Annotated in this window: 21 protein-coding genes; 10 read left to right on the forward strand and 11 right to left on the reverse strand. The window is 43.0% G+C overall.

The window, feature by feature from the left end:
• Window positions 1–151: 151 nt before the first annotated feature.
• Window positions 152–928, forward strand: a complete 777-nt coding sequence (locus BN1765_RS01090) for a DUF1189 family protein (RefSeq protein WP_050613481.1) — start codon at window positions 152–154, stop codon at window positions 926–928.
• Between the two features lie 98 nt (window positions 929–1026).
• Here BN1765_RS01090 and BN1765_RS01095 read toward each other — a convergent pair whose 3' ends face one another.
• Window positions 1027–2049, reverse strand: a complete 1023-nt coding sequence (locus BN1765_RS01095; protein ID WP_050616645.1) for a LacI family DNA-binding transcriptional regulator — start codon at window positions 2047–2049, stop codon at window positions 1027–1029.
• 297 nt (window positions 2050–2346) lie between these two features.
• Here BN1765_RS01095 and BN1765_RS01100 point away from each other — a divergent pair, with 297 nt between their 5' ends.
• The 6 genes from BN1765_RS01100 to BN1765_RS01125 all read left to right on the forward strand — a co-directional run bounded on the left by BN1765_RS01100 (window position 2347) and on the right by BN1765_RS01125 (window position 10139).
• Complete coding sequence (locus tag BN1765_RS01100) at window positions 2347–3633, forward strand: ABC transporter substrate-binding protein (RefSeq protein ID WP_050613482.1); 1287 nt, start codon at window positions 2347–2349, stop codon at window positions 3631–3633.
• A gap of 255 nt (window positions 3634–3888) precedes the next feature.
• Window positions 3889–4839 carry a carbohydrate ABC transporter permease gene (locus tag BN1765_RS01105; RefSeq protein WP_050613483.1) on the forward strand — a complete coding sequence of 317 codons (951 nt, stop codon included), beginning with the start codon at window positions 3889–3891 and terminating at the stop codon, window positions 4837–4839.
• A gap of 13 nt (window positions 4840–4852) precedes the next feature.
• Window positions 4853–5677: a carbohydrate ABC transporter permease gene (locus BN1765_RS01110; RefSeq protein WP_050613484.1), complete on the forward strand. Its 825-nt coding sequence runs from the start codon at window positions 4853–4855 to the stop codon at window positions 5675–5677.
• Between the two features lie 124 nt (window positions 5678–5801).
• A complete protein-coding gene (pgmB, locus tag BN1765_RS01115) occupies window positions 5802–6482 on the forward strand; it encodes a beta-phosphoglucomutase (RefSeq protein ID WP_050613485.1) in 681 nt (226 codons plus the stop codon).
• A 211-nt stretch (window positions 6483–6693) separates the two neighbouring features.
• Window positions 6694–9057 carry a glycoside hydrolase family 65 protein gene (locus BN1765_RS01120; protein ID WP_075050771.1) on the forward strand — a complete coding sequence of 788 codons (2364 nt, stop codon included), beginning with the start codon at window positions 6694–6696 and terminating at the stop codon, window positions 9055–9057.
• Between the two features lie 173 nt (window positions 9058–9230).
• On the forward strand, window positions 9231–10139 hold the full coding sequence (locus BN1765_RS01125; RefSeq protein ID WP_050613486.1) for a Gfo/Idh/MocA family protein: 909 nt from the start codon (window positions 9231–9233) through the stop codon (window positions 10137–10139).
• A gap of 61 nt (window positions 10140–10200) precedes the next feature.
• Here BN1765_RS01125 and BN1765_RS01130 read toward each other — a convergent pair whose 3' ends face one another.
• Entirely contained in the window at window positions 10201–11190 is a 990-nt protein-coding gene (locus tag BN1765_RS01130) for a glutaminase (protein ID WP_050613487.1), read from the reverse strand.
• A 387-nt stretch (window positions 11191–11577) separates the two neighbouring features.
• On the opposite strand from BN1765_RS01130, the gene msrA reads away from it, so the two are divergent.
• Both msrA and BN1765_RS01140 read left to right on the forward strand, forming a co-directional pair.
• Window positions 11578–12093: a peptide-methionine (S)-S-oxide reductase MsrA gene (gene msrA, locus BN1765_RS01135; protein ID WP_050613488.1), complete on the forward strand. Its 516-nt coding sequence runs from the start codon at window positions 11578–11580 to the stop codon at window positions 12091–12093.
• Between the two features lie 308 nt (window positions 12094–12401).
• The gene (locus tag BN1765_RS01140; RefSeq protein ID WP_050613489.1) at window positions 12402–12857 is read left to right on the forward strand and encodes a hypothetical protein; all 456 of its coding nucleotides are present in this window, start codon (window positions 12402–12404) and stop codon (window positions 12855–12857) included.
• A gap of 96 nt (window positions 12858–12953) precedes the next feature.
• Here the strand turns inward: BN1765_RS01140 and BN1765_RS01145 are convergent, their stop codons facing one another.
• The 5 genes from BN1765_RS01145 to BN1765_RS01165 form a co-directional block, all read right to left on the reverse strand.
• On the reverse strand, window positions 12954–13739 hold the full coding sequence (locus BN1765_RS01145) for an ABC transporter ATP-binding protein (RefSeq protein WP_050613490.1): 786 nt from the start codon (window positions 13737–13739) through the stop codon (window positions 12954–12956).
• A gap of 5 nt (window positions 13740–13744) precedes the next feature.
• Window positions 13745–14761 (reverse strand): FecCD family ABC transporter permease, encoded by a 1017-nt coding sequence (locus BN1765_RS01150; protein WP_050613491.1) that lies wholly within the window; start codon window positions 14759–14761, stop codon window positions 13745–13747.
• The gene (locus BN1765_RS01155; RefSeq protein WP_050616646.1) at window positions 14761–15741 is read right to left on the reverse strand and encodes a FecCD family ABC transporter permease; all 981 of its coding nucleotides are present in this window, start codon (window positions 15739–15741) and stop codon (window positions 14761–14763) included. The genes BN1765_RS01150 and BN1765_RS01155 overlap by 1 nt, the downstream gene beginning before the upstream one ends.
• 134 nt (window positions 15742–15875) lie before the next feature.
• Complete coding sequence (locus tag BN1765_RS01160; RefSeq protein WP_050613492.1) at window positions 15876–16844, reverse strand: ABC transporter substrate-binding protein; 969 nt, start codon at window positions 16842–16844, stop codon at window positions 15876–15878.
• A gap of 153 nt (window positions 16845–16997) precedes the next feature.
• Window positions 16998–17828 carry a helix-turn-helix domain-containing protein gene (locus BN1765_RS01165; RefSeq protein ID WP_050613493.1) on the reverse strand — a complete coding sequence of 277 codons (831 nt, stop codon included), beginning with the start codon at window positions 17826–17828 and terminating at the stop codon, window positions 16998–17000.
• A gap of 76 nt (window positions 17829–17904) precedes the next feature.
• Between BN1765_RS01165 and BN1765_RS01170 the strand changes: the two genes are divergently transcribed.
• Window positions 17905–18657 (forward strand): alpha/beta hydrolase, encoded by a 753-nt coding sequence (locus BN1765_RS01170; RefSeq protein WP_230199490.1) that lies wholly within the window; start codon window positions 17905–17907, stop codon window positions 18655–18657.
• Between the two features lie 173 nt (window positions 18658–18830).
• Here the strand turns inward: BN1765_RS01170 and rlmH are convergent, their stop codons facing one another.
• From rlmH to BN1765_RS01185, 4 genes are all read right to left on the reverse strand, one after another.
• On the reverse strand, window positions 18831–19310 hold the full coding sequence (gene rlmH, locus BN1765_RS01175; RefSeq protein ID WP_050613494.1) for a 23S rRNA (pseudouridine(1915)-N(3))-methyltransferase RlmH: 480 nt from the start codon (window positions 19308–19310) through the stop codon (window positions 18831–18833).
• Between the two features lie 94 nt (window positions 19311–19404).
• Window positions 19405–19563 carry a CxxH/CxxC protein gene (locus BN1765_RS19245; protein ID WP_069202973.1) on the reverse strand — a complete coding sequence of 53 codons (159 nt, stop codon included), beginning with the start codon at window positions 19561–19563 and terminating at the stop codon, window positions 19405–19407.
• A 266-nt stretch (window positions 19564–19829) separates the two neighbouring features.
• Window positions 19830–21017, reverse strand: a complete 1188-nt coding sequence (locus BN1765_RS01180; protein WP_050613495.1) for a S1C family serine protease — start codon at window positions 21015–21017, stop codon at window positions 19830–19832.
• 155 nt (window positions 21018–21172) lie between these two features.
• A complete protein-coding gene (locus BN1765_RS01185; protein WP_050613496.1) occupies window positions 21173–21967 on the reverse strand; it encodes an MBL fold metallo-hydrolase in 795 nt (264 codons plus the stop codon).
• Between the last annotated feature and the right edge of the window lie 11 nt (window positions 21968–21978).

Genomic DNA, 21978 nt, shown 5'->3' on the forward strand with positions numbered 1-21978 from the left:
TATAAAGCGTTTCCATTTTTCACTCCCATTCTATCCGAAACGTTTCGGATAAACAAGAAGTTATTTTAGAAAAATTTTTTGTTATGATAATTTTTATACTAGTCAATTAACGCTCATGCAACTAGAATCTTTTTGGAAGTATGGTGATGAAATGAATATCGTCGATCAATTTGTAGCCAGTATTGGATTTTCCTCTAAAAAAGTGGCTTCTTGGAAAAAACAAAGTCTATGGAAATCTTTTTTCTATGTATTGCTTCTCATTTTGCTGTCCAATATATGCCTATCCGGCTTTGCCTTGTACAAAGGATCTCAGCAAAATCTATACGATCAAACAAAGATGCTTGACCCATTTACCCTCACAAAAGAAGGATTGCATAAAGAAGGGCCGCCCCAAGTAATTGCCTTGCCCCAAATAGAAACGATGATTGTGGTTGGAAGCGACACAACTTCCTCATTCCGTACAAACGGCTTCAAAAATATTCTTTCATTAGGAGAAAAACAATGGAGTTACGGAAGGGTTGGTTTCCCAGGAACAAGCTTCTCATACGCTGCCTTCCCATTGCTGAACGATGAAAATGAAGGAAAACTGTCGAATAAAGAAGTAGTCTCATGGGCCAAGGAAGCATCCCAAAAAATTAGCTATTTTGCACCGTTATATCAATACACGAATACAGCCATCGATCTTGTTACCCACCTAGCCATCATCAGCTTGCTCGCTTTGGCAGGGTTTGGATTCAAAAAGTTTGTGAAAATTTCCTATAGAGAAGCATGGACAATTACTGCATACGGCATCAGTGCACCTATTTTTGTGAAAACCATTTTTGAATTGTTAGGCTTTGAAAGCAGCTACTTCTTCTTGCTTTATTGGTGTGTGGCGGGCTTTTTTGCTTTCCGTACAATTCGTTCGATTGGCGCAGAAGCAGCATAATAAACAGGCCTGCATGGTTATAACCGCCATGCAGGCCTGCTTATTTATCCCGTTCTATCCAGCACTAAGTTTCCCACAATCAAGTGACCGTAACTGGTTTACCGAATAATCGGCGGCGGAGCCGTCGAATCTCTGACAATCAATTGGTTATTCAAGGTCACAATCGGTTCGGTCTCTTTTCCTTCTATAAACGACACCATCATTTCCGCTGCCATTCTTCCAATCTCATAGGGGTCCTGAGCGATTGTCGTCAAGCTAGGAGTCACATATTCCGACAGCAAAATATTATCAAAACCAATGATGGATAACTCCTCGGGAACAGCAATGCTCATTTCTCTCGCTGCCTTAATCACACCTAGCGCCATCACATCACTTGCACAAAAAATGGCTGTGATCTCCGGATAGGCAAGCACCAAAGAAATGGCGCATTGCTTCGCTTGATCTTCGTCAAAACCACCGTTACAAACAAACTCCGGACGATCATCGATGCCACACTCTTCCAATGCCTGCTTGTAACCTTTAAGCCGCTCCTTACTGACATAAGCCGAATCATGCCCATTAATAAATGCGATGTTACGATGACCCATCCGGTACAAATATTTCGTTGCTTGCTTGGCACTTTCCAATTGATTGGTTGTTACATAGCCTGTTTTGGATGAATGGGCGGGAATATCAATTAATACACACGGTTTACCGCTTTCCTTCGCTTCCTGCAAATAAGGATCATCCGTTTTCAATCCCTGGATAATAACTCCGTCCAAATTTCGCTCATTGCATAATTGTTGATATGTTTTGTTCCTTTGCTTGGAAGTGGTTGTGGTCAACATGACCAATTCGTATTCAAGATGCTGCAAGTAATCCATAGCCCCGCATAAGGTCTGGAACAGAAAATTATCCTTCACACTGGACCTCTTCAAATCTGTAATCAAGAATCCGACTGTATGGCTATTTTTCATAACCAGGCCCCTTGCCAGCATGTTGGGTGAATACCCTAATCTGTCAGCAACCTCCTGAATTTTCTTCCTTGTATTTTCATTGACATCCAAATAGCCATTCAACGCTCTGGATACCGTTGTTATAGAAAAACCCGTTGCTTTTGCAATATCTTTTATAGTTACCAACAAATTTCTCCCCCCGCGAATAGTACATTCATTTCATTGTACCATTTTATGTAATCAGCCTTCGAACTTCCCATATCACCCCATTTTTGAATTATTTCGTTTGTTTATACTTTTTCAAAAAAACTTTGTAAATCCAAAACGTTTTGGATATAATAAGTGTATACCAAACGAAAGCGTTTACTGACAGAATATTAATCCTTATAAAATAAGTTTAATTGTTCTGAACTAAAAAAGACAACTATTTCAAAACGTTTTCGTTAAATGCTGGTTTTATCATCAGGAGGAGGCTAATTAAACATGAAAAAGTTTATCAAACCTGCGGTTGCAGTCCTGGCTTCTGCCATGTTACTTGCTACCGCTGCCTGTAGCTCAGACGAAAGTACAAGTGAGGCATCCAGCAGTGACAAAAGCAAGGGACAAACCATTACGGTTGGCTCATGGAAAGGTTCCGAAGCAGAAGCTGCGACTTATGATAAGTTGCTGGAAGCATTCACTGAAAAAACCGGAATCAAAGTAAAAAAACGTATTTATAACGATTATGCAACTCAGCTCCAAACAGATTTAATCGGTGGAACAGCTCCGGATGTATTCTACGTGGACGTATCGGAGGCGCCTGCACTGATTGAACAAGGAGTACTTGAACCGCTTGATTCTTATATCGATCAAACAAAAGATTTTAACAAAGACGATTTCTATAAACCGGCCTACAAAGGGTTTACCGGTCCCGATAAAAAACAATATGGAATTCCTAAGGATAACTCCACTCTTGGATTATTCTACAATGAAACCCTATTGAACCAAGCTGGTGTTGATCCGGCAACAATCCCTACCGAAATAACAGAATGGCCTGCTTTCTTAAAAGATCTGCAATCAAAGCTTCCAAAGGGAAAACAAGCTTTTGTTTCTACTCCTGAATTGGCTCGCCATATGCATGTTATGCAGGCAAACGGAACAAGCATTGTTGACAAAGACGGCTATGCAGTCCTATCAAAGAACGATCAATTACAATATATGCAAATGTATGTAGATGCATATAAGAGCAAACTAATCAACAGCGCCAAGGATTTAGGGCAAGGGAACTCCGGCGATTCTTTCGGTGTTGAAGCAGCAGCCATCATGCTCGAAGGAAACTGGGGTGTAGCTAACCTGCAGCAAAACTTCCCTAATGTTAAATTCGGAACGATTGAACATCCTACAATCGGCGGCAAACATGCATCAATGATGTACACAGTCTCTTATTCAATGAATGCACAATCTGAGAAAAAAGAGGCCGCATGGGAATTCATCAACTACGTAACAGGCACGGAAGGGATGAAATTATGGGCGGAAGGCGCCGGCGTAATTCCTAGCCGTGAATCAGTAACAGCAGCTATGAATCTGAAAGACAATAAACTAATGGCTCCATTCATTGCTGCAGCCGACTATGCAACTACATGGCAAAACGGCACTACGCTGCCAATCATCATGCGTGAGTACAACAATATGCTTCCGGCAGCCATTAAAGGTGAAATGTCCTTAAAAGCCGCCATGAAAAAAGCAGAAGCGTCTGCCAACAAGGATATTAAAACGCAACTCAAAAACTAACAACAGGTGCGCTTAAAGCGCCTTAGAAAAAGCAAAAAATAAAAGGCGCCTTCTCACACATCAGAATGTTCGGAAGGCGCCTTTTATAAAGTGAACTTTAATCGGTGGGCAGTTCTACCCCTCCGGTCATGAGTCAAACCAATCGGATTCTTGCCAGCGCTTGGTATTCCGCTTTTGCTTCTTCGTTCTCTCTTATGTAGAAGCGGCCGACATAGCGCCGGTTTGAATACGATCAATGGGAAAGGAGCATGAAGAATGGAAACAGAAATACAATTAACGAACCAGACTTCGGTTGATTCCTTGCAAAAAAACAAGTCTAAAAAAAAATACCGTGAAGCCTTGGCAGGTTACGGTTTCATGCTGCCTGCAATCATTATTATGCTTGTATTCACGCTTATTCCGATCTTTTACTCGCTTTTCCTATCTTTTACAAAAGTAAATTTAATCAGCGGCATTGCTTTTGACTGGGTAGGCTTAAAAAACTACAGTAATGCATTGAACGATGAACGCGTGTGGATTGCCCTTAAGAACACTCTCCGCTATGTCGCCATTGTCGTTCCTTGCCAAACGATCATTGCATTGCTAATTGCAGCCGTCCTGAATTCAGGCGTTAAGTTCCAGAACACATTCCGTACCATTTTCTTTTTGCCGACGCTGACTTCGAGTTCGGCTCTCACAATGATTTTCATGTTCCTGTTTAGCCTAAACGGGCCTTTCAATAATATCCTTACAAGCATGGGAATCATTGACGCGCCAATTAATTTTATCAACGAGACAGAGTTTGCTTTAAATACCATCATGGTTATGAATATCTGGTCAACTGTCCCATTTTTTATGACAATCTATTTGGCTGGTTTACAGGATATTCCGCATTCCCTGTATGAAGCCGCCGATATTGATGGCGCAAACGCATGGCAAAAACTAATAAAGATTACGGTTCCAAATCTAACACCTGTAACAAACTACGTCCTACTGATGGGCATTATCGGTTGTTTCCAATTGTTCGACCAAGCCTATATTATTTCAGGAGGCAGTGGAGGGCCGAATAACGCAACATTGACCTTCTCATTGATCGTTTATCAATACGCCTTTAAGACAATGGGCACAATGGGTTATTCTGCAGCGCTCGCTATCATCCTAACCATCATTATATTTGTGGTTTCCATGATTGCACGCAGAGTAAACCGTGAAGAGTCGCATTATTAAGGAGTGAACAATTATGAAAAAGTTTAAATGGTCGAGGGCAATCCTGTATACCATTCTTGTCATATACGCTCTTGTAACACTCTACCCGTTTCTATGGGCAGTACTGGCCGCCTTCAAACCGTATAAAGAGATTGTGGCTGGCGGTTTAAATATCCTGCCTCAGGAAGGGACATTAGATAATTTCAAATATATCTTTACGAAAGATCCAATGTTCGTGAAATGGATCTTCAATTCATTCATCATTGCGGGTCTAGGCACAATCGTCAACATTATCATCAATACCATGTCAGGATATGCGCTGGCACGCCTGCGCTTTCCGGGACGAAACTATATTTTTCTTCTAATCCTGGCGGTTATGATGGTGCCGGCACAAATTCTATTAATACCAAACTATTTGATTATGAAATCGCTTGGTTTGCTGGATTCTTACAGTGCCCTAATCCTGCCGGGTGCCATTAACTTTGCTTATATCTTTATGATGCGCCAATTCTTCATCAACTTCCCGAAAGAAGTAGAAGAAGCCGCTCAAGTCGATGGTTTGAATCGTTTCCAGACCTTCCGCAAAATTGTTTTTCCAATGGCGCGGCCGTCAATCGCAACACAGGGAGTGTTCGTATTCCTTGGTTTCTGGAATGAGTTCTTAAAGCCGCTACTGTACATTTCCTCTCCGGAGAAATATACATTGACGCTCGGTCTGCAAACATTCCAAAGCCAAAACCTGACACAATGGAATTACATTATGGCAGCTTCCGTCGTATCCATCGTCCCAATCATAATCCTGTATATCCTGTTGAATAAATACTTCATGCAAGGCCTAAGAATCGGCGGGGAGAAATAGAAAAGCGGAGAACGCCTGCTTAACCCCGACAAGCTTAAGACAGTCTCTGGCAAAGGGTTAATCAACCGTCCTAACAGCAATCAATCAGTTAACCTTTCATTCTATTTAGAAAGTGGGGAGCCCATTGAAAACTTTAGAAGCGGTTATTTTTGATCTTGACGGTGTCATCACGGATACGGCAGAATACCATTTCCTTGCTTGGCAAATGCTTGGGAAAGACTTACATATCCCGTTCGACCGTGAATTCAACGAAACATTAAAGGGTGTCAGCCGAACTGAATCATTGGAACGCATCCTGGCACTTGGCAACAGGCAAAACGATTTTACCAAAGATGAAAAAGAAGAGCTCGCAAAAAAGAAGAATGATCATTATGTAGAATTGATCGCCCACATCACAAATGAGGATCTGCTTCCAGGCATTAAAAGGTTTCTAACGGAACTGAAAGGGGCCGGATTGAAAATTGGGCTGGCATCCGCTTCGAAAAATGCCTTTCAAGTGACAGACAGGCTTGGCGTTCAGCCCTTATTCGACCATATAGTCGATGCAGCAACCGTTGCCCATTCCAAGCCCGATCCAGAAGTTTTCCTGAAAGCAGCCAAGGCGCTTGGCGTTCCGCCGGAAAATTGTATCGGCGTGGAAGACGCACAGGCAGGTATCGAAGCGATCAATTCCGCCCATATGGTGGCCATCGGCGTGGGCGACCAAGATGTCCTGCGCAACGCTGCGTATGTCGTATCATCGACTGAACAATTGAATCTTGATTTGGTTAAAACCATTTTCGATAAGCAAAAAGTGAAACTTTGATTGGTTACAATTTTCATTCGTTCCCCGCTGGTCATTCTTCGCTTTGCCACCCACTTCACCCTAGCGTGAAAATGGGTGCCTTAGCGCAGATTGAAAATAGGTAAAAACAAATCTATGAAACAGGCTCGGCAAAATAATGTGTTTCACGTTCGCTTGCGATTATTTTGCTAAGCCTTTTTTTATATCATCACCTGATGAGGAGGCTTTTGCTATGACTTGGACACTGACATCTGCGAAACTGTCCCAAAACGAATTATTGCAGGAAGAAAGCTTATTTTTTCTAGGCAATGGATATTTAGGCGTCCGCGGCAATTTTGAAGAGGGCTATCAAGTTGGATTTACAAGTATCAGAGGAACCTATATGAACGCATTCCATGATACAACTAAAATAACGTACGGCGAAAAACTATATGGCTTTCCCGACGTACAACAAACGATGGTCAATATGACAGATGCTCAAGGAATACGAATCGCGATTGGAGAGGAGCACTTTTCATTATTCAGCGGAGATGTTCTCTCTTATGAACGGAAATTGCATATGGATAAAGGCTATGCAGAACGCCTAATTCATTGGCGGTCACCCAAGGGCCATGAATTCAAGTTTACATTTCGACGGGCTGTCTCTTTCGATGTGAAGGAATTATTCGCTATACAGCTAACAATCGAACCAATCAACTATCACGGGTTGGTTACCATCACTTCCACTATAAATGGAAATGTTGAAAACTTCACCGATCCCAATGACCCCCGATTGGCATCAGACCACGCGAAACATCTGCATGTCATTAAGTCATTAGAAAAAAACGGAATTGTTTCGATCATCACTGAAACAAATGCAACCAAACTGCGGACTGCATGCGCTACAACCTATACAGTCGATATAGAACATCAGATGGAGCATACCGTACAAGAGCACCGGGTGATCACCCAATGTTCTTTCGAGCTAACAAAACCAGTAGTATTCACAAAATGGAATGCATATACGGATACTCTGCGCCATGGCAGCCTTCTGATAGAAGAAGCAACAAAAGCCCTGCAGGCCTTTACGGATTTTGAAAGCCTGCTGGCTGCACAGGAAGCATACTTGGCGGATTTCTGGAAAGATGCCGATGTAAAGATTGGAGGCGATCCCGCCCTTCAGGAAGGAATACGCTTCAACCTCTACCACTTGCTGCAATCCACCGGCCGCGATTTCTATTCGAATATAGCCGCCAAAGGATTATCAGGGGAAGGCTACGAAGGGCATTATTTCTGGGACACCGAAATTTATATGCTCCCGGTATTTCTTCTGACCAAGCCGGAGCTGGCCAAGCATTTATTGCTTTACCGGCACCATATTTTAGACGGGGCCCGTGCACATGCCAACATTATGGGCCATTCCAAAGGGGCATTATTCCCTTGGCGCACCATTTCCGGAACAGAAAGTTCGGCTTATTTCCCTTCCGGATCGGCACAATACCATATCAGCGCTGATGTTGCCTACAGCTATATCCAATATTTCCTGGTGACAAACGATATCGAATTCATGGAGCAATATGGCGCAGAAGTCCTGTTTGAAACAGCGCGGCTTTGGGTAGATGCCGGTCATTTCCTCGGGAATCGATTCGTTATAAACAATGTCACCGGCCCTGATGAATACACATGCCTCGTCAACAATAATTACTATACAAATATAATGGCTAAATATAATTTGAAATGGGCAGCATCGATTTATCGCTTGCTGGCTGAAGATCATGCGGAAGCCCTACAGGCCATTGCAGAAAAAATAGAACTGCTGCCTGAGGAAGCAGCAGAATGGCAAAGAGCGGCCGATTTGATGTATCTGCCTTATGATGCTGACAAAGACATCAATCCGCAAGACGACAGCTTCTTGGAGAAAACGGTTTGGAATTTTGAACATACGCCAAAGGAGAACTATCCATTATTGTTGCATTACCATCCGTTAGCACTGTACCGCCGCCAGGTATGCAAACAAGCCGATACAGTCCTTAGCCATTTCCTTTTGGAAGACGAGCATGATTTCAGTACAATTAAACATTCATATGATTATTACGAGAAAATCACAACACATGATTCATCGCTTTCCCATTGTATTTTCAGCATTATGGCCTCTAAAGTGGGCTATCATGAAAAAGCATACGATTACTTTATTGAAACAGCGCGGCTGGATTTGGACAATATCCACGGAAACACGAGAGACGGACTTCATATGGCCAATATGGGCGGCACATGGATGGCCATCGTTTACGGATTTGCCGGTTTGCGCATAAAAGAATCTGGATTGGAACTTTCCCCTTCTCTTCCGAAACAATGGGAAAGCTACCAATTCACCATTACGTATCAGGGTCGGAAGCTTAGCATTACTGTCCATAGAGAATCATTAACTGTGAAATTGCTGGAAGGGGATGCTTTATCCATGACCATCTATGGCCAACCCATAGATTTGCATTCAGAAAGCACAGTTACTTATTTATTCCAAGGCCATTCCCGACAACCTGTATACAGCCTGAAAGATCATATGCAAACCCAGATCAAAGAGCCATTCACCGCAGAAATTGCTTCGGTTTCTGTCTAGCAGCTGTGTGATTTCTGTATAAGATTGACTCCTGGTTTGCAGGCCGAAGAGACTTCAGGAAAAAAACATTTGAGGGAATCATCACTGCAAAAGAGATTTAAGGCCTTCCCAGTGTTATGCTAGATGAAAGGACCTGCTGTAAACCAAATCCGATTAAAATGAGGTGTTTTACGATGAAATTAGGCATTATTGGATTAGGCGATATAGCAAAAAAAGCGTACCTGCCTGTCCTTTCTCAAAAAGAAGGCATTGAACTGGTGCTGTGTACACGAAATGCCGATACATTACATGCTCTCGCAAAAAAATACCGCATCGATGAATATGTCCAGACCGTAGAAGAATTGATTGCCAAAGGAATCACAGCGGCAATCGTCTCTACAGCAACCGAAGCGCATTATGAAGTGGCCAAAAAACTGTTGGAACATGGAATCCATACGTATATAGATAAGCCTGTTTCCATGCATCTTGAGGAAACCGAGGAGATTGCCAGCTTAGCGAAACAAGCAGGAAAAATGGCTATGGTGGGTTTTAACAGGAGATTCATCCCCAAAGTAAAGGAACTGAAGGAGAAAGGCAAACCTAGCTTGATTCTCATACAAAAGAATAGATACGCTTCTCCTGACTATGTAAGAAGATTCGTTGTCGAAGATTTTGTACATGTGGTCGATACATTAAGATTCTTGATGGATACAGAGGTCAAGGATATAAAAGTCCAATACCTAAAAAAAGAGGGCCAACTGGACCATTTGATTCTGCAGTTGATCGGCGAAGGCTGCACTGCTATGGGGATCATGAACAGAAACGGCGGCGTGACCGAGGAAATCATTGAATATTCAACCGGCCATGATAAATACGTCGTCAATAGCCTAGTTGAAACAACCCATTACCATCATAAAGAGGTATCCTTTTCTGGTTTTGGCGACTGGGAACCGACACTGTACAAGCGCGGCTTTCACCAAATGATGGACCATTTCATCGAATGTGCAGAGAAAAATGCAACGCCGAATCCATCCATTGAGGACTCTTTGATTACCCATGCCATCTGTGAAAGAATCGTTAAAGCCATAGAATCGGACAGCTAAAATAGCCATAGAAAAAGGATTGCGTTCTGTTATAGAATGCAATCCTTTTTCTGAATCAATTTTAAAAAATCGTAAGGTCCCATTTTTTCGCAATATGCCGCAATAGCTGGACCCCAGCAACACTATTGCCAATCTCATCTATAGCCGGGCCATAAATCCCTATGCCGCAGCCTGCCGGAAATGGCGTGCCTTGTGATTTAACACTAGGCGGAATGGCTGACATAATGCCCCCGGACACACCACTTTTCGCCGGAACACCGACAAATGCAGCGAATTTCCCAGAAGCGTTATACATGCCGCAAGTGACCATCAATGCCTTTGTCAACCGGGCCACTTCCTTCGAAAAGATAACTTCCTTCCGAATTGGGTGATACCCATCAAGCGCAAGAACCAGTCCGATCATGGCGATATCCTCCGAATTGACTTCGATGGAGCAATGCTTCAAATAAACCTCCAATGCTTCTTCGACCGAACCTTCCAGGAATCCTGTCTCCTTCAGGTAATGTGCTAATGCCCGGTTCCGGTGGGCCGTATGCCATTCAGATTGAAAGACCTCTTCATTGACGGAGGGACGTTTCCCTACAATTTTCTCGATAAATGTACAGACCGATTCCACTTTCTCGGTCGGCGTATCCCCGACCAAAATCGAAGAAACCGTAATAGCCCCAGCGTTGATCATCGGATTGAACGGTCTTCCCGGCTTGTGCAACTCAAGCCGTACAATCGAGTTGAAGGCATCCCCTGTCGGCTCCACATCCACCTTTTCCATCACATACGGAACACCATGTTCCATACAAGCCACTATAAAACTGATTACCTTGGAAATACTTTGCAGTGTATACGTTGCTTCCCAATCGCCCGCCTTGATGACCGTGCCATCAGCGCCAATCATGCAGATGCCCAATTGTCCGGGGTCTTCCCGCTTAAGCGCCGGAATATAGGCAGCGCATTCTCCTTGAGTTGTATAGGATTTATGCTGTTCTACCCATTCTTCCACGCATTTTTGCCCATCAAGGCATATCTCTTCCAATTTATCTTGTGATTCGCCCATATCGTATCTTCCTTTCAATTTGGGGAAAATAAATGATGAGAACCTGCGATCCTCATCATTTGTCTTTCGCTATTTCTTCCTGAAATTCTTTATGTAAACATGCTGATAAAAACAGCACTATTCATTTTAATTAGTTATTAAAATACACTCTATTGTTATTCCCCGATAATATAATCATACGCCAAAAAAGAATGTTTCGTAAAGGGAGGGAAATAGGAGGGGGATTGTCACTCTTCTCTACCGATTAGTAAGGACCGCCATTATGATCCTAATAGCTGTTATTTCTAATGAATATAGGACGGGTTTACAACTAATAGCAGGCAATCCTTGGGGGAGATCGTTGACCGGCAGTATATAATAGAGAAAAAGAAGCGGGAGGATGAAAACATGGAGAAAATCTATTTTGCCGGCGGGTGCTTTTGGTGCATGGTCAAGCCTTTTGATTCCTACGATGGCATTGAATCGGTCACGTCCGGCTATATGGGCGGCACTGTTGAAAATCCTACATATAAACAGGTCAAAACCGGCACAACCGGGCATTATGAAGTAGTGGAAATTGTTTATGACGAAAAAGCTTTCCCGTTAAAGAATATATTAGATATCTATTGGCCGCAAATCGATCCAACCGATCCGGATGGCCAGTTCCAAGATAGAGGTTCGCAGTATAGAACGGCGATTTTTGTAACGAATGAATATCAGCGCATCCTTGCAGAGCAATCGAAAAAGCAAATTGCCGATTCCGGAAGATTCGCCAAGCCGATTGTCACCGAAATACGGGAAGCCGCGACTTTTTATCCCGCAGAAGACTACCACCAAGATTACTATAAAAAGAATCCAGCACATTATAAAGAAGACCGTCAACAAAGCGGACGAGATGAATTCATCGAGAAAATGTGGAAATAACGAATAGCATTTAAATAAAAAACACATCCAGGCTTTTTAAGTTGGATGTGTTTTTATTTCGTCAATCGCCTGTTTTCCTATCAGCGGAATCGATGTGGACTTGATTACGCCCTTCTCTTTTGGCCGAGTATAAGGCTTTATCATTTTTTGTGCGGGCGGCTTCTCTAAATATCTATTATTATGTTTCTCCAGAAGCCAATTTATTAAAAAATACAATCAAAATGTAAATATAAACATTTAAACTTTTTTTCTCGGGGGTATAAATATTATATAGAAATAACTATTAAACTTTCAGAGAGATGAGAAAAATGAAAAAGGTTACATTTTCAATTAGCTTATTCTTCTTCTGGATTAAAGGAAAAATAGAGGTTGATAGTCGATTTATTAAAACGGATCTAGCGAACACCATTTTAGGATTCATCCCTGCAGGTAAAGATCAACAAAGTATTCCACTCAAAAATATTTCAGGGACTACTTTAACGACCAAATACAATCTTAAACCGATTATTCTTGGACTGATCGTGTTATTTATCGGTTTTGGGAATATCAGCGATCACTTTATCCTTGGCTTAATTCTTTTCATTCTTGGAGTTGGAATTGCAGCAAGTGGAATCCAGACAATATTGAATATCGAAAAATCTGGCACCCCTTATTTAATTAGTGTCCCGTTCTTCGAAAAGAAAAAATTGCATATGATACAAGATCATATCCATGGAGCATTGGCAGCGAACACAGATAAAACGGATTTAAATTTATTTCTTTGATAAAAAACCTACTACTTAAATAAGCAGGCATATCCCACGCAGAAAAGAGTACTGAACACCCTTTTCTGCGTTCATTTTTACTACGCTCTCTACATCTTATAAAACATCATACGAATAACAAATAGGGACCTCCAATTCAGGGTCATGGACAATACGGGCGGCGATTTGAAAGACTTCTCTCATTACGTCATTCGAAATAACTTCAGACGGTGAACCACATTTCTGAACCTTCCCTTGCTTCATCGCAATTAAATGCTGAGAAAAGCGGGCAGCATGATTAATGTCGTGCAGGACCATGACAATCGTACAACCATGTTCTTCATTTAATGTCTTTACTATATTTAAAACTTCTAACTGATGGGCCATATCTAAATAAGTGGTCGGTTCATCAAGCAGTAAAATGTCCGTTTCTTGAGCAAGGGCCATCGCCAGCCAAACACGTTGGCGTTGTCCTCCTGATAATTGTGATAGATTCCGGCTTCGAAATTCGATCGTATTGGTCACCGTCATGGCCCATTCGATCATTTCCTTATCGCGTGCAGTTAAGCGGTTTACATTTTTGCGATGCGGATAACGCCCGTACGAAATGAGCTCTTCCACTTTCAACTCTCCAGGTGCCGATGGAGATTGCGCTAACACTGCAAGCTTTTTGGCAATTTCCTTTGTCGGTATTTGATCTATATTTTGATCCTGGATATAAATTTGTCCGCCTTGCTTTTTCAAAATACGGCCAATCGTTTTTAACAACGTCGATTTCCCGCAGCCATTCGGGCCGATAATGGTCGTTATTTTCCCGGCTTCAATCGATACATTTACTTCATTTAAAATAATGGCATTTTCATAGCCAGACGTTAATTCTTCTATTTTAAAAGCTGTACTCATTACAATCACCCTTTCACCTTCACGAGTAAATATAAGAAATAAGGAATTCCGATAATGGAAACGACGATCCCTACTGATAATTCAGACGGTGCAAACACCGTTTTCGCCACAAAATCGGAACATACGAGCAGGGCTGCACCAATCACTGCGGCTATCGGCATGACAAACTGATGGCGGATGCCGACTAGTTGGCGGGCTATATGCGGCGCCATCAGCCCAATAAAGCCAATGCTTCCCGATACGGAGACACAGGCACTTACCAAGCCAACGCTTGCAAGCAGCAGACCCATTTTCTCCCGTTCCACTGCAATCCCTAAGCTTTTAATATGTTCCTCTTCCAGTTGGAAGTAGTCGAGCAAATACGCTTTTTTATAGGCATATATTCCGAATAGGACAATCCAAGGAAGCATCGCAATGATAAAGGTCCAGTTGGCATTATAAATAGAGCCTGACATCCACAGTGCTGCTGATTCATAGTCTTTTGAGTTCATCTTGAGCGATAGATACATCGACAAAGCACCGAATCCGCTATTGATCGCAAGGCCTGTCAATATCAGCCGCTGCATATCGAGGCGGCCATGCTTGTATGAAAATAGAAAGATCAGCACAGCCGCAAGTATCCCGCCAGCAAAGCCAAATAGCGGCATGGCCATAACCGAAGCCCAGTTGCTCATATCGGCACCCATCATGCGGACTTGAAAGAAAAACATAAAAAGAACGATGGCGCTTCCTGCCCCTGCATTGATCCCTAAAATGCCCGGATCCGCTAAGCCATTACGTGTGATTCCTTGCAAGACAACACCGGCAATGGCAAGCCCAACTCCAACTAATGCAGCAATGACGATACGGGGTAATCGAAAATCAAAAATCACTAAATCAAACTTTTCATTCGGGTCGATGCGAAGCAATGTTTTTACAACATCGAGAATCGACATATCGAAAACACCATTCGTAATGTGCAAGTAACTGCCAACAGCCAATAGCAGGAAGAACGCGATAAATGCGAGGATAAAACGTTTCATTATGCTTTTTCACCCCCGCGTTTACGAATTAAATACAAAAAGAAAGGCACGCCAATAATAGAAGTCACCACTCCAATCGGCGTTTCATAAGGAAAATTGATGTATCGGCTGATTAAGTCGCAAAGCGAAAGAAAAAAAGCGCCAATAACTGCCGAACAAGGAATGATCATCCGGTAATCAACACCTACTAAAAAACGTGTAATATGCGGAATGATTAAACCTACAAATGCTATTTTCCCCACCAATGCAACAGCCGTTCCCGTTAAACAAACGACCGCCAACATACTCACGATTTTAACCGCTTTCGTCTTTTGCCCTAAGCCGATTGCTACATCTTCCCCTAAAAACGTAATGGTTATGGCTCTTGCAGAAATCATGGCTAAAATAAGCCCAACGGCACCGATCGGCAATGACAGCATTAACATATCCATATCAACGGCTTGTAATTTCGTGTTATACCAGGCACTGACCGTCTGGGACACTTGATAATACATCGCAACCGCTGTCGCAATACTACTTAGAAATGTCCCTATAACCGTTCCGATAATGGCCAGCCGTACAGGTGACAAGCCATTGCGGATAAGAGAGCCGAAACCAAAAACAAGTCCAGCACCCATTGCTGAACCGACCATCGACAGTAGAATCATGTGCATATTTGATAACCCTGGAAAAAAGACAATCGCGAGCGTAATCACAAACGCTGAACCATCGTTAACGCCCATCAATGACGGAGACGCTAAGTAATTTCTTGTGATTCCCTGCATAATGGATCCTGCCACTGCCAAAAAGGCCCCGACTAAAAGAACAGCAATTGCCCGGGGCATACGCCCTGTCCGAATAATACGATGATCGATGTCATTCGTATCAAAGTGGACGATTGCTTCCCATACTGTCATCAAACTAATTTCTTTTGTTCCGTACATAACGGAAATAAACGTTATAACCATTATGAACACAGGTGCTAACGTTAAAATGACCATTGGTTTTTTATTTTCCAAAACGCCCACCTATTCCCTGTATAATGAAAAGCTGTTTTCACAAACACAGCAACCACCTAAAAACAGCTTCAAACGAAAGCGGGCAAACTCAATGCTGCCCGCTAAAAGACTCTTCTTTATTGAATTAAATGTTCAACTGCTGCATCTAAAAACTTCACTTTAGACCACGCTGTACCTCCTTGAGCAAGCGGATCGATTGTATTAACAAACACTTGTTTATTTTTAGCCGCTGTCAGGCTAGAGAAGATCGGATTTTTTTGCAGGTCTTTAAGCGCATCTGGTGCATCCGCATTTTCTGATTCCTCAAATTGCAGGAAGATTGCATCCGGGTTGACAGAAGCTAATGTTTCCAAAGTAATTTCTGCCTGTGCTTTTGTATCAGCAATAATTTTTGGAACAGTTAAGCCTAAATCATCATATAAGACCGGGTTTAAGTACGTGTTTGCAGGATAGATGTACATTAATCCCCCCCGCACACGAATCATTAAGACCGTTTTATCCGCCAATTTATCTTTCACTTGTGCTTTTGCTGATTCGGCTTTTGCCTGATAGTCTGCAATGATTTTTTCTGCCTCATCTTCTTTGCCTGCCATTTGGGCCAGAGCTGTTAAGTTTTCTTTCCAGTTGGTTGAAATATGGGAGTAAGGCAGCGTTGTTTGAATTTTATTCATTTCCGCCATTGTGCCGTCGCTCCATTTTGACGTACCGACAATTACATCCGGATCAAGTGCTAAAACCGCCTCTGCATTAGGCGCCCGTTTATCGCCGATCAGCTTCGCACCCTCTAGGTCTTCCGCTAAGTAAGCCGGAATTTCACCCGCAATTTCGAGCACGCCAGTCGGTTTAATGCCAAGCACCGCTGCATCTTCCATTGCTTCCAAGCTTGCCGCTACAATGCTATCCGCTTTAGCAGGAATGGTATAATCCGTTCCTAGGTATGAAATTTTTTGAGTTTCTGCTTCAGTTGCTTTGGCTTCTTCAGTTGTTTTGGCTGACGTTTTTTCCGTTTCCGCTTCTTGATCTCCGCAACCTGCTAACGCCAAAGTAAGGGCTGCAGTCACTCCAAATAACCAACGTTTTTTCATGTTTACACGCTCCAGTTCCTTAATTGAGAGTTATTCTCATTTATGTATGAAATTCTAACAAATTTATATGTAGAAAGGAATGGACTGGCCTTTTAAAAAATATGGACTTTTGCCGAAAAATAAAATAAAAAAAGCAAGCAATCAATATGCTCGCTAGATATAAATACAATTTTCTACGATATATTTTTTATATTGTGATGGAGACATCCCGACATGTTTTTTGAAGACACGGCTGAAATAAAAATGATCTTGATAACCGACCATCTCCGCAATCTCAGCAATTGAATGCTGATTAATCCTAAGCATTTCCCGGGCAGCGCGAATGCGATATTCGGTTATATATTGAATAGGGGTGAGGCCTATATGCTGTTCAAACAGCTCCGAAAATCGGCGCCTCTCTATATGAAACATTTCCGCCAGCTCAGCAATCGAAAAGTCATCGGCATAGTGTTCTTGTATAAAAGTAATAGCCCTTGGGATAATGGAGGTATTTTTTTCATCAAAATGTCTTTTTGCCTGTTCCAACATTTCTTTCACTAAGTTATAAAAAATGACTTTAACCTGAAATGCTGCAAAGCTTCCCGGTTCCGCCGAATACTTAATAAGTTGATAGACATATTCTTTTATTTTCGCCGTTTGCCTTACTTGGATCGGGAAGTCTTTATTATGTAAATCAAATGATGCATAGCGTAACGTTTTATAATGAATCACCGCATATTCCCACGGCTTATCCCCTATCGTTTCGATTGCCAAATCCATTTGCGGGCCTGCATGGACAATCGTCCCTTCTTTCATTTTATAAGTCGTCCCATTGAAAGAAAAATAACCGCTCCCCGACAGCGGTATCACAATCCCGGACACCCCTTGCGCTGTTAACCGGTTACCGTCCGTCTGATGCGGCAATATTTGATTCGTAATGCTATCTACATACTCGATGGATGCCTTCGCAAAATAGTCGATGATCTGATTAATTGTATAATCCATACATATCCCCTCAATTGACTATCTAATTGATAATCGTTATCATTTGCATTATATCACGTTTGAGGAGGAAATAGAGTTGTCATTTTCACTGCATTCAAACAACACAAACTATACATATACAGTCGATCTATTTGTACCAGAGGCAGAATGCCCGAAAGAAGGTTTCCCCGTCATTTATGTATTAGATGGCTTATCCTATTTTGACCTGGCAAAGAAAACGATTGAGCTCCAATCCAAAAATGCTGCAAAAACAAAAGTGAAACCTGCCATCATCGTCGGCATCAATCATGAAAAAGAAACAATGCGCCAGCGCAGATTTTATGACTTCACAGCACCTGCCGAGTCCTATCAATACCCCGAGCGCATGCAAAAAATGATTCCCCAGGCAGTAGGCGGCGCTGAAGATTTTCATTTATTTATTGAACATGAGCTCAAACCAATTATTCACCGCGATTATCCTGTAGATAGCGGTAACGAAATATTGTTTGGACACTCACTCGGTGGCTATTATGTCCTTTGGAGTCTGTTCAAGCATACAAAGAGTTTTTCTCAATACATTGCACTGAGCCCTTCCATATGGTGGAACGATCATGAACTTGTAGCTTATAAGGAAACATTCATCAAGAACGGCGGCACTTGCAATGGATTATTCCTGGCAGCGGGCGAGCTTGAAGGCTTTATGGTAGAGGATGCCCGCATGATGTATGAATCCCTTTCCGGACGAGGCTTTCCTGTCGCCTTTTATGAAGCTCTAGAAGAAAATCATGCTTCCGTTGTCCCGACTGTGATCAGCCGTGCTTTTCGGTTTTTGGGTGGGAGCGGGATTTAGTTAGAGGTTTGGTTAAGAAACTATTATATTTGGATATTATAAGAGAGCCTCTGCAAATACTTTAGAGGAAATTATTATTGATCATTGCAAAATAAGGCTGCCGAGGTTTTGACAGCCTTAAGAAGTATTTAAATTTTTCTTTTTAATACTCTTGTTCTGATTAGGAGATAACGTTATTTATGATACGGTTCACCCCGATTAATCCTATAAGCTCGGTAAATCTGCTCCACCAAAATAAGCCGCATGAGCTGATGGGGAAATGTCATTTTACTAAAGCTCAATGTCTCGTCAGCCCGCTTCATGACTTCATCGCTCAAGCCCAAAGAACCACCGATGACAAAGGCGATTTTGCTTTTGCCGTAGGTGGCCAAATGGTCGAGCCTGGCCGCCAGCTGCTCGGATGTTTTCATGCTGCCTTCGATGGCCAAGGCGATTACGTGGGTGTCAGGGGCAATCTTGGACAAGATCCGCTCCCCCTCTTTTTGCTTGACGATCAACATGTCGTTTTCACTCAAGTTTTCGGGCGCTTTTTCGTCCGCGAGCTCGATTTCCTCTATTTTCGCATAAGCTGACAGCCTTTTCGTATACTCGGCGATCCCTTGCTTCAAGTATTTCTCTTTCAGTTTTCCAACTGTGATGATCGAGATATTCACGCTTTATCCTCACTTTACAAACAGAATATTAACAAGTTATCCACAAAAGTTATCCACATATGCACAATTACTGTCCACATTTTGTGGGAGAATATTAGTTCCCTACCATATATATGGCCTGCTCAGAGCAGTATTCACAGCTTGTTGATAACTTTTGTTCCTCCGTTAATTCCATCATAACGGGCGCTGTTTCATATTCGTCTACGACCACGTCCAGCGCTAGTTCCACGTGTTCTTTGCAGCAATAAATCATTGGTTGTTTCCTCCTTTTTATCTTCCTGTTACTATATTATATTTCCGGATTTTACCCCTAAAAAAACTGAACCGCTTCAATAAAGATAATTATCCACAACGTTAAGGTTTTTATTCGATTTAAAAAAATCTTTTCACCACAATAGCCATCATAGCACAACCACCAAAGTTATCAACACCACCGAAATGTGAAAGGACTCGTTTAGCGACGTAACGATTGAACTTCTTTCTCCAAACTAGAGAAAAAAGAGCCGCAACTGCGGCTCCTTAGAATGTTCCGCCCTGCAAAGTGACTTCTAGTTCCATCGCTTTGCCATTGCGGTAGATTTTCACTTTCAAGCGGTCTCCGATCTTCTTGCTTTCATACAGATGGGTGCGGAAGCTAGCCATGTCGACGATTTTTTCGCCATCCATTTCCACGATGACATCGTACGGCTTCATGCCTGCTTTGTCTGCCGGCGATGCTGGTTCCACTTCCGCTACAGCAACACCTTCTTTGACACTTGTAGGCAGGTGGAATGTGTTTTCGCGGTGATATTGTGTTATTTCCGCAATCGGCACTAAGCTGACACCAAGATAAGGCCGTTTGACTTTGCCGAACTGTTCGATATCCTCAATGATGGGAATAACGGAATTAATCGGAATGGCAAGGCCGATGCCTTCTACTTCCTGTTCCGCGATTTTCATGGAGTTGATACCGATCACTTGCCCCTTGATGTTGACGAGCGCTCCGCCGCTATTGCCGGGATTGATCGCTGCATCGGTCTGAATGACTTCAGAGTTCCAATCGACGATACCGTCATTATTGATATCAATTTCGATTGTCCGGTTCAAACCGGAAATAATGCCTTCCGTGACCGATCCGGAAAATTGCAGTCCAAGCGGGTTGCCGATGGCGATAGCAGGTTCGCCGGGTTTTAGAGTATCTGAATTGCCAAATTCCGCTGTTGTTTTCACTTTGCTACTGTCCATGGAGATAACGGCAAGATCCGTCCAGACATCGCTGCCTAGGACCTTGGCTGGCACTTTTGTACCGTCGGCCAAAGAAACCTCGAGCTTTGTTGCTCCTTCGATAACGTGGTGGTTCGTGACGATATAGGCGCGGCCGTCGGCTATTTTATAGACAACACCCGAACCTGTTCCCGCTTCCCCGCCTTGGTTGAACAAACTGGCTTCCTGGATATTCGTAATGCCGACTACGGCATCTGCTGCTTTATCGAATGCTTTCGTTACGGAAGATGAGACGTTCAGAGCTACATTTTGCTGAATGGATGATTGTTTTTTCTGGGTGTTAGCCACATTGCCGACCTGCTTGTTATAGCCAAACGCCGGCAGGATGAACGCCACCAGCAATGCCCCGATTATGACACCGGCCAATCCGGCCCAGAAGTAACCAGATTTCTTTGGGCGCCTTCTGCGTGAATCATCATAGTAATCTTGATCATAATAGCCCATTGTATCCTTCCTCTCCTTATTCCTTGTATGTATAACCCTTGGTTCCTTTAGTATGGCCTCTCGTCCGGGAAAATATATCTTGTTTAGTGCAATTATCACAGGCAGACGCGTTTTTTGGCAAACAAAAAGGATGGAACAAATCCATCCTTTTTACGTCATACTTCGACCAATTCGGTCGCTTTTTTCGGGTCCGTATCGTACAGTGAAAAACCGTCACCGATAACAAACCCTTGATTTTCAAGCGTCTGTGCCACGGACATGCGCGCCAAGTCCTTCATATTATTATCGAGGCTTAAGTGGGCAAGATAGATGCGCTTCGTATTGTCCCCGATCACATCGCCCATCGCCAAAGCCGCGTCCTCATTCGAGACGTGCCCGACATCACTCAAAATCCGCCGTTTGACGCTCCACGGATACCGTCCCATACGGAGCATCCCCACATCATGATTGCTTTCGAAAATGAAGGCATCTGCATTGGAGATGACCCCTTTCATCCGGTCGCTGACATAGCCGGTGTCCGTCATTAAAGCCACTTTTTTGCCTTCATGATGGAAGGTGTAGAACATTGGCTCAGCGGCGTCATGAGAAACCCCGAAGGACTCAATATCGAGGCTTCCGAATGATTTGACAGTCGCCATGTCAAAAATAAATTTCTGTTCGGTCGGCACCTCGCCGATATGGTTTTCCATGGCCTTCCATGTCTTCTCGTTCGCATAGACGGGCACCTTGTACTTCCGGGCCACCACGCCGAGCCCTTTGATATGGTCGCTGTGCTCATGGGTCACAAGGACAGCCGTCAAATCCTCCATGCTTCGATCAATCTGTTGGAATAGTTCATTCATCCCCTTGCCGCTGAAGCCGGCATCTACCAAAATGCGCTGGTCTCCCGCTTCCAGGTAAAACGCATTCCCTGTGCTCCCGCTGGCAAGGACGCTAAAACGCATAGACATCCAATTCACTC

The organism is Bacillus testis (assembly GCF_001243895.1).
Taxonomy (GTDB): domain Bacteria; phylum Bacillota; class Bacilli; order Bacillales; family DSM-1321; genus Bacillus_AD; species Bacillus_AD testis.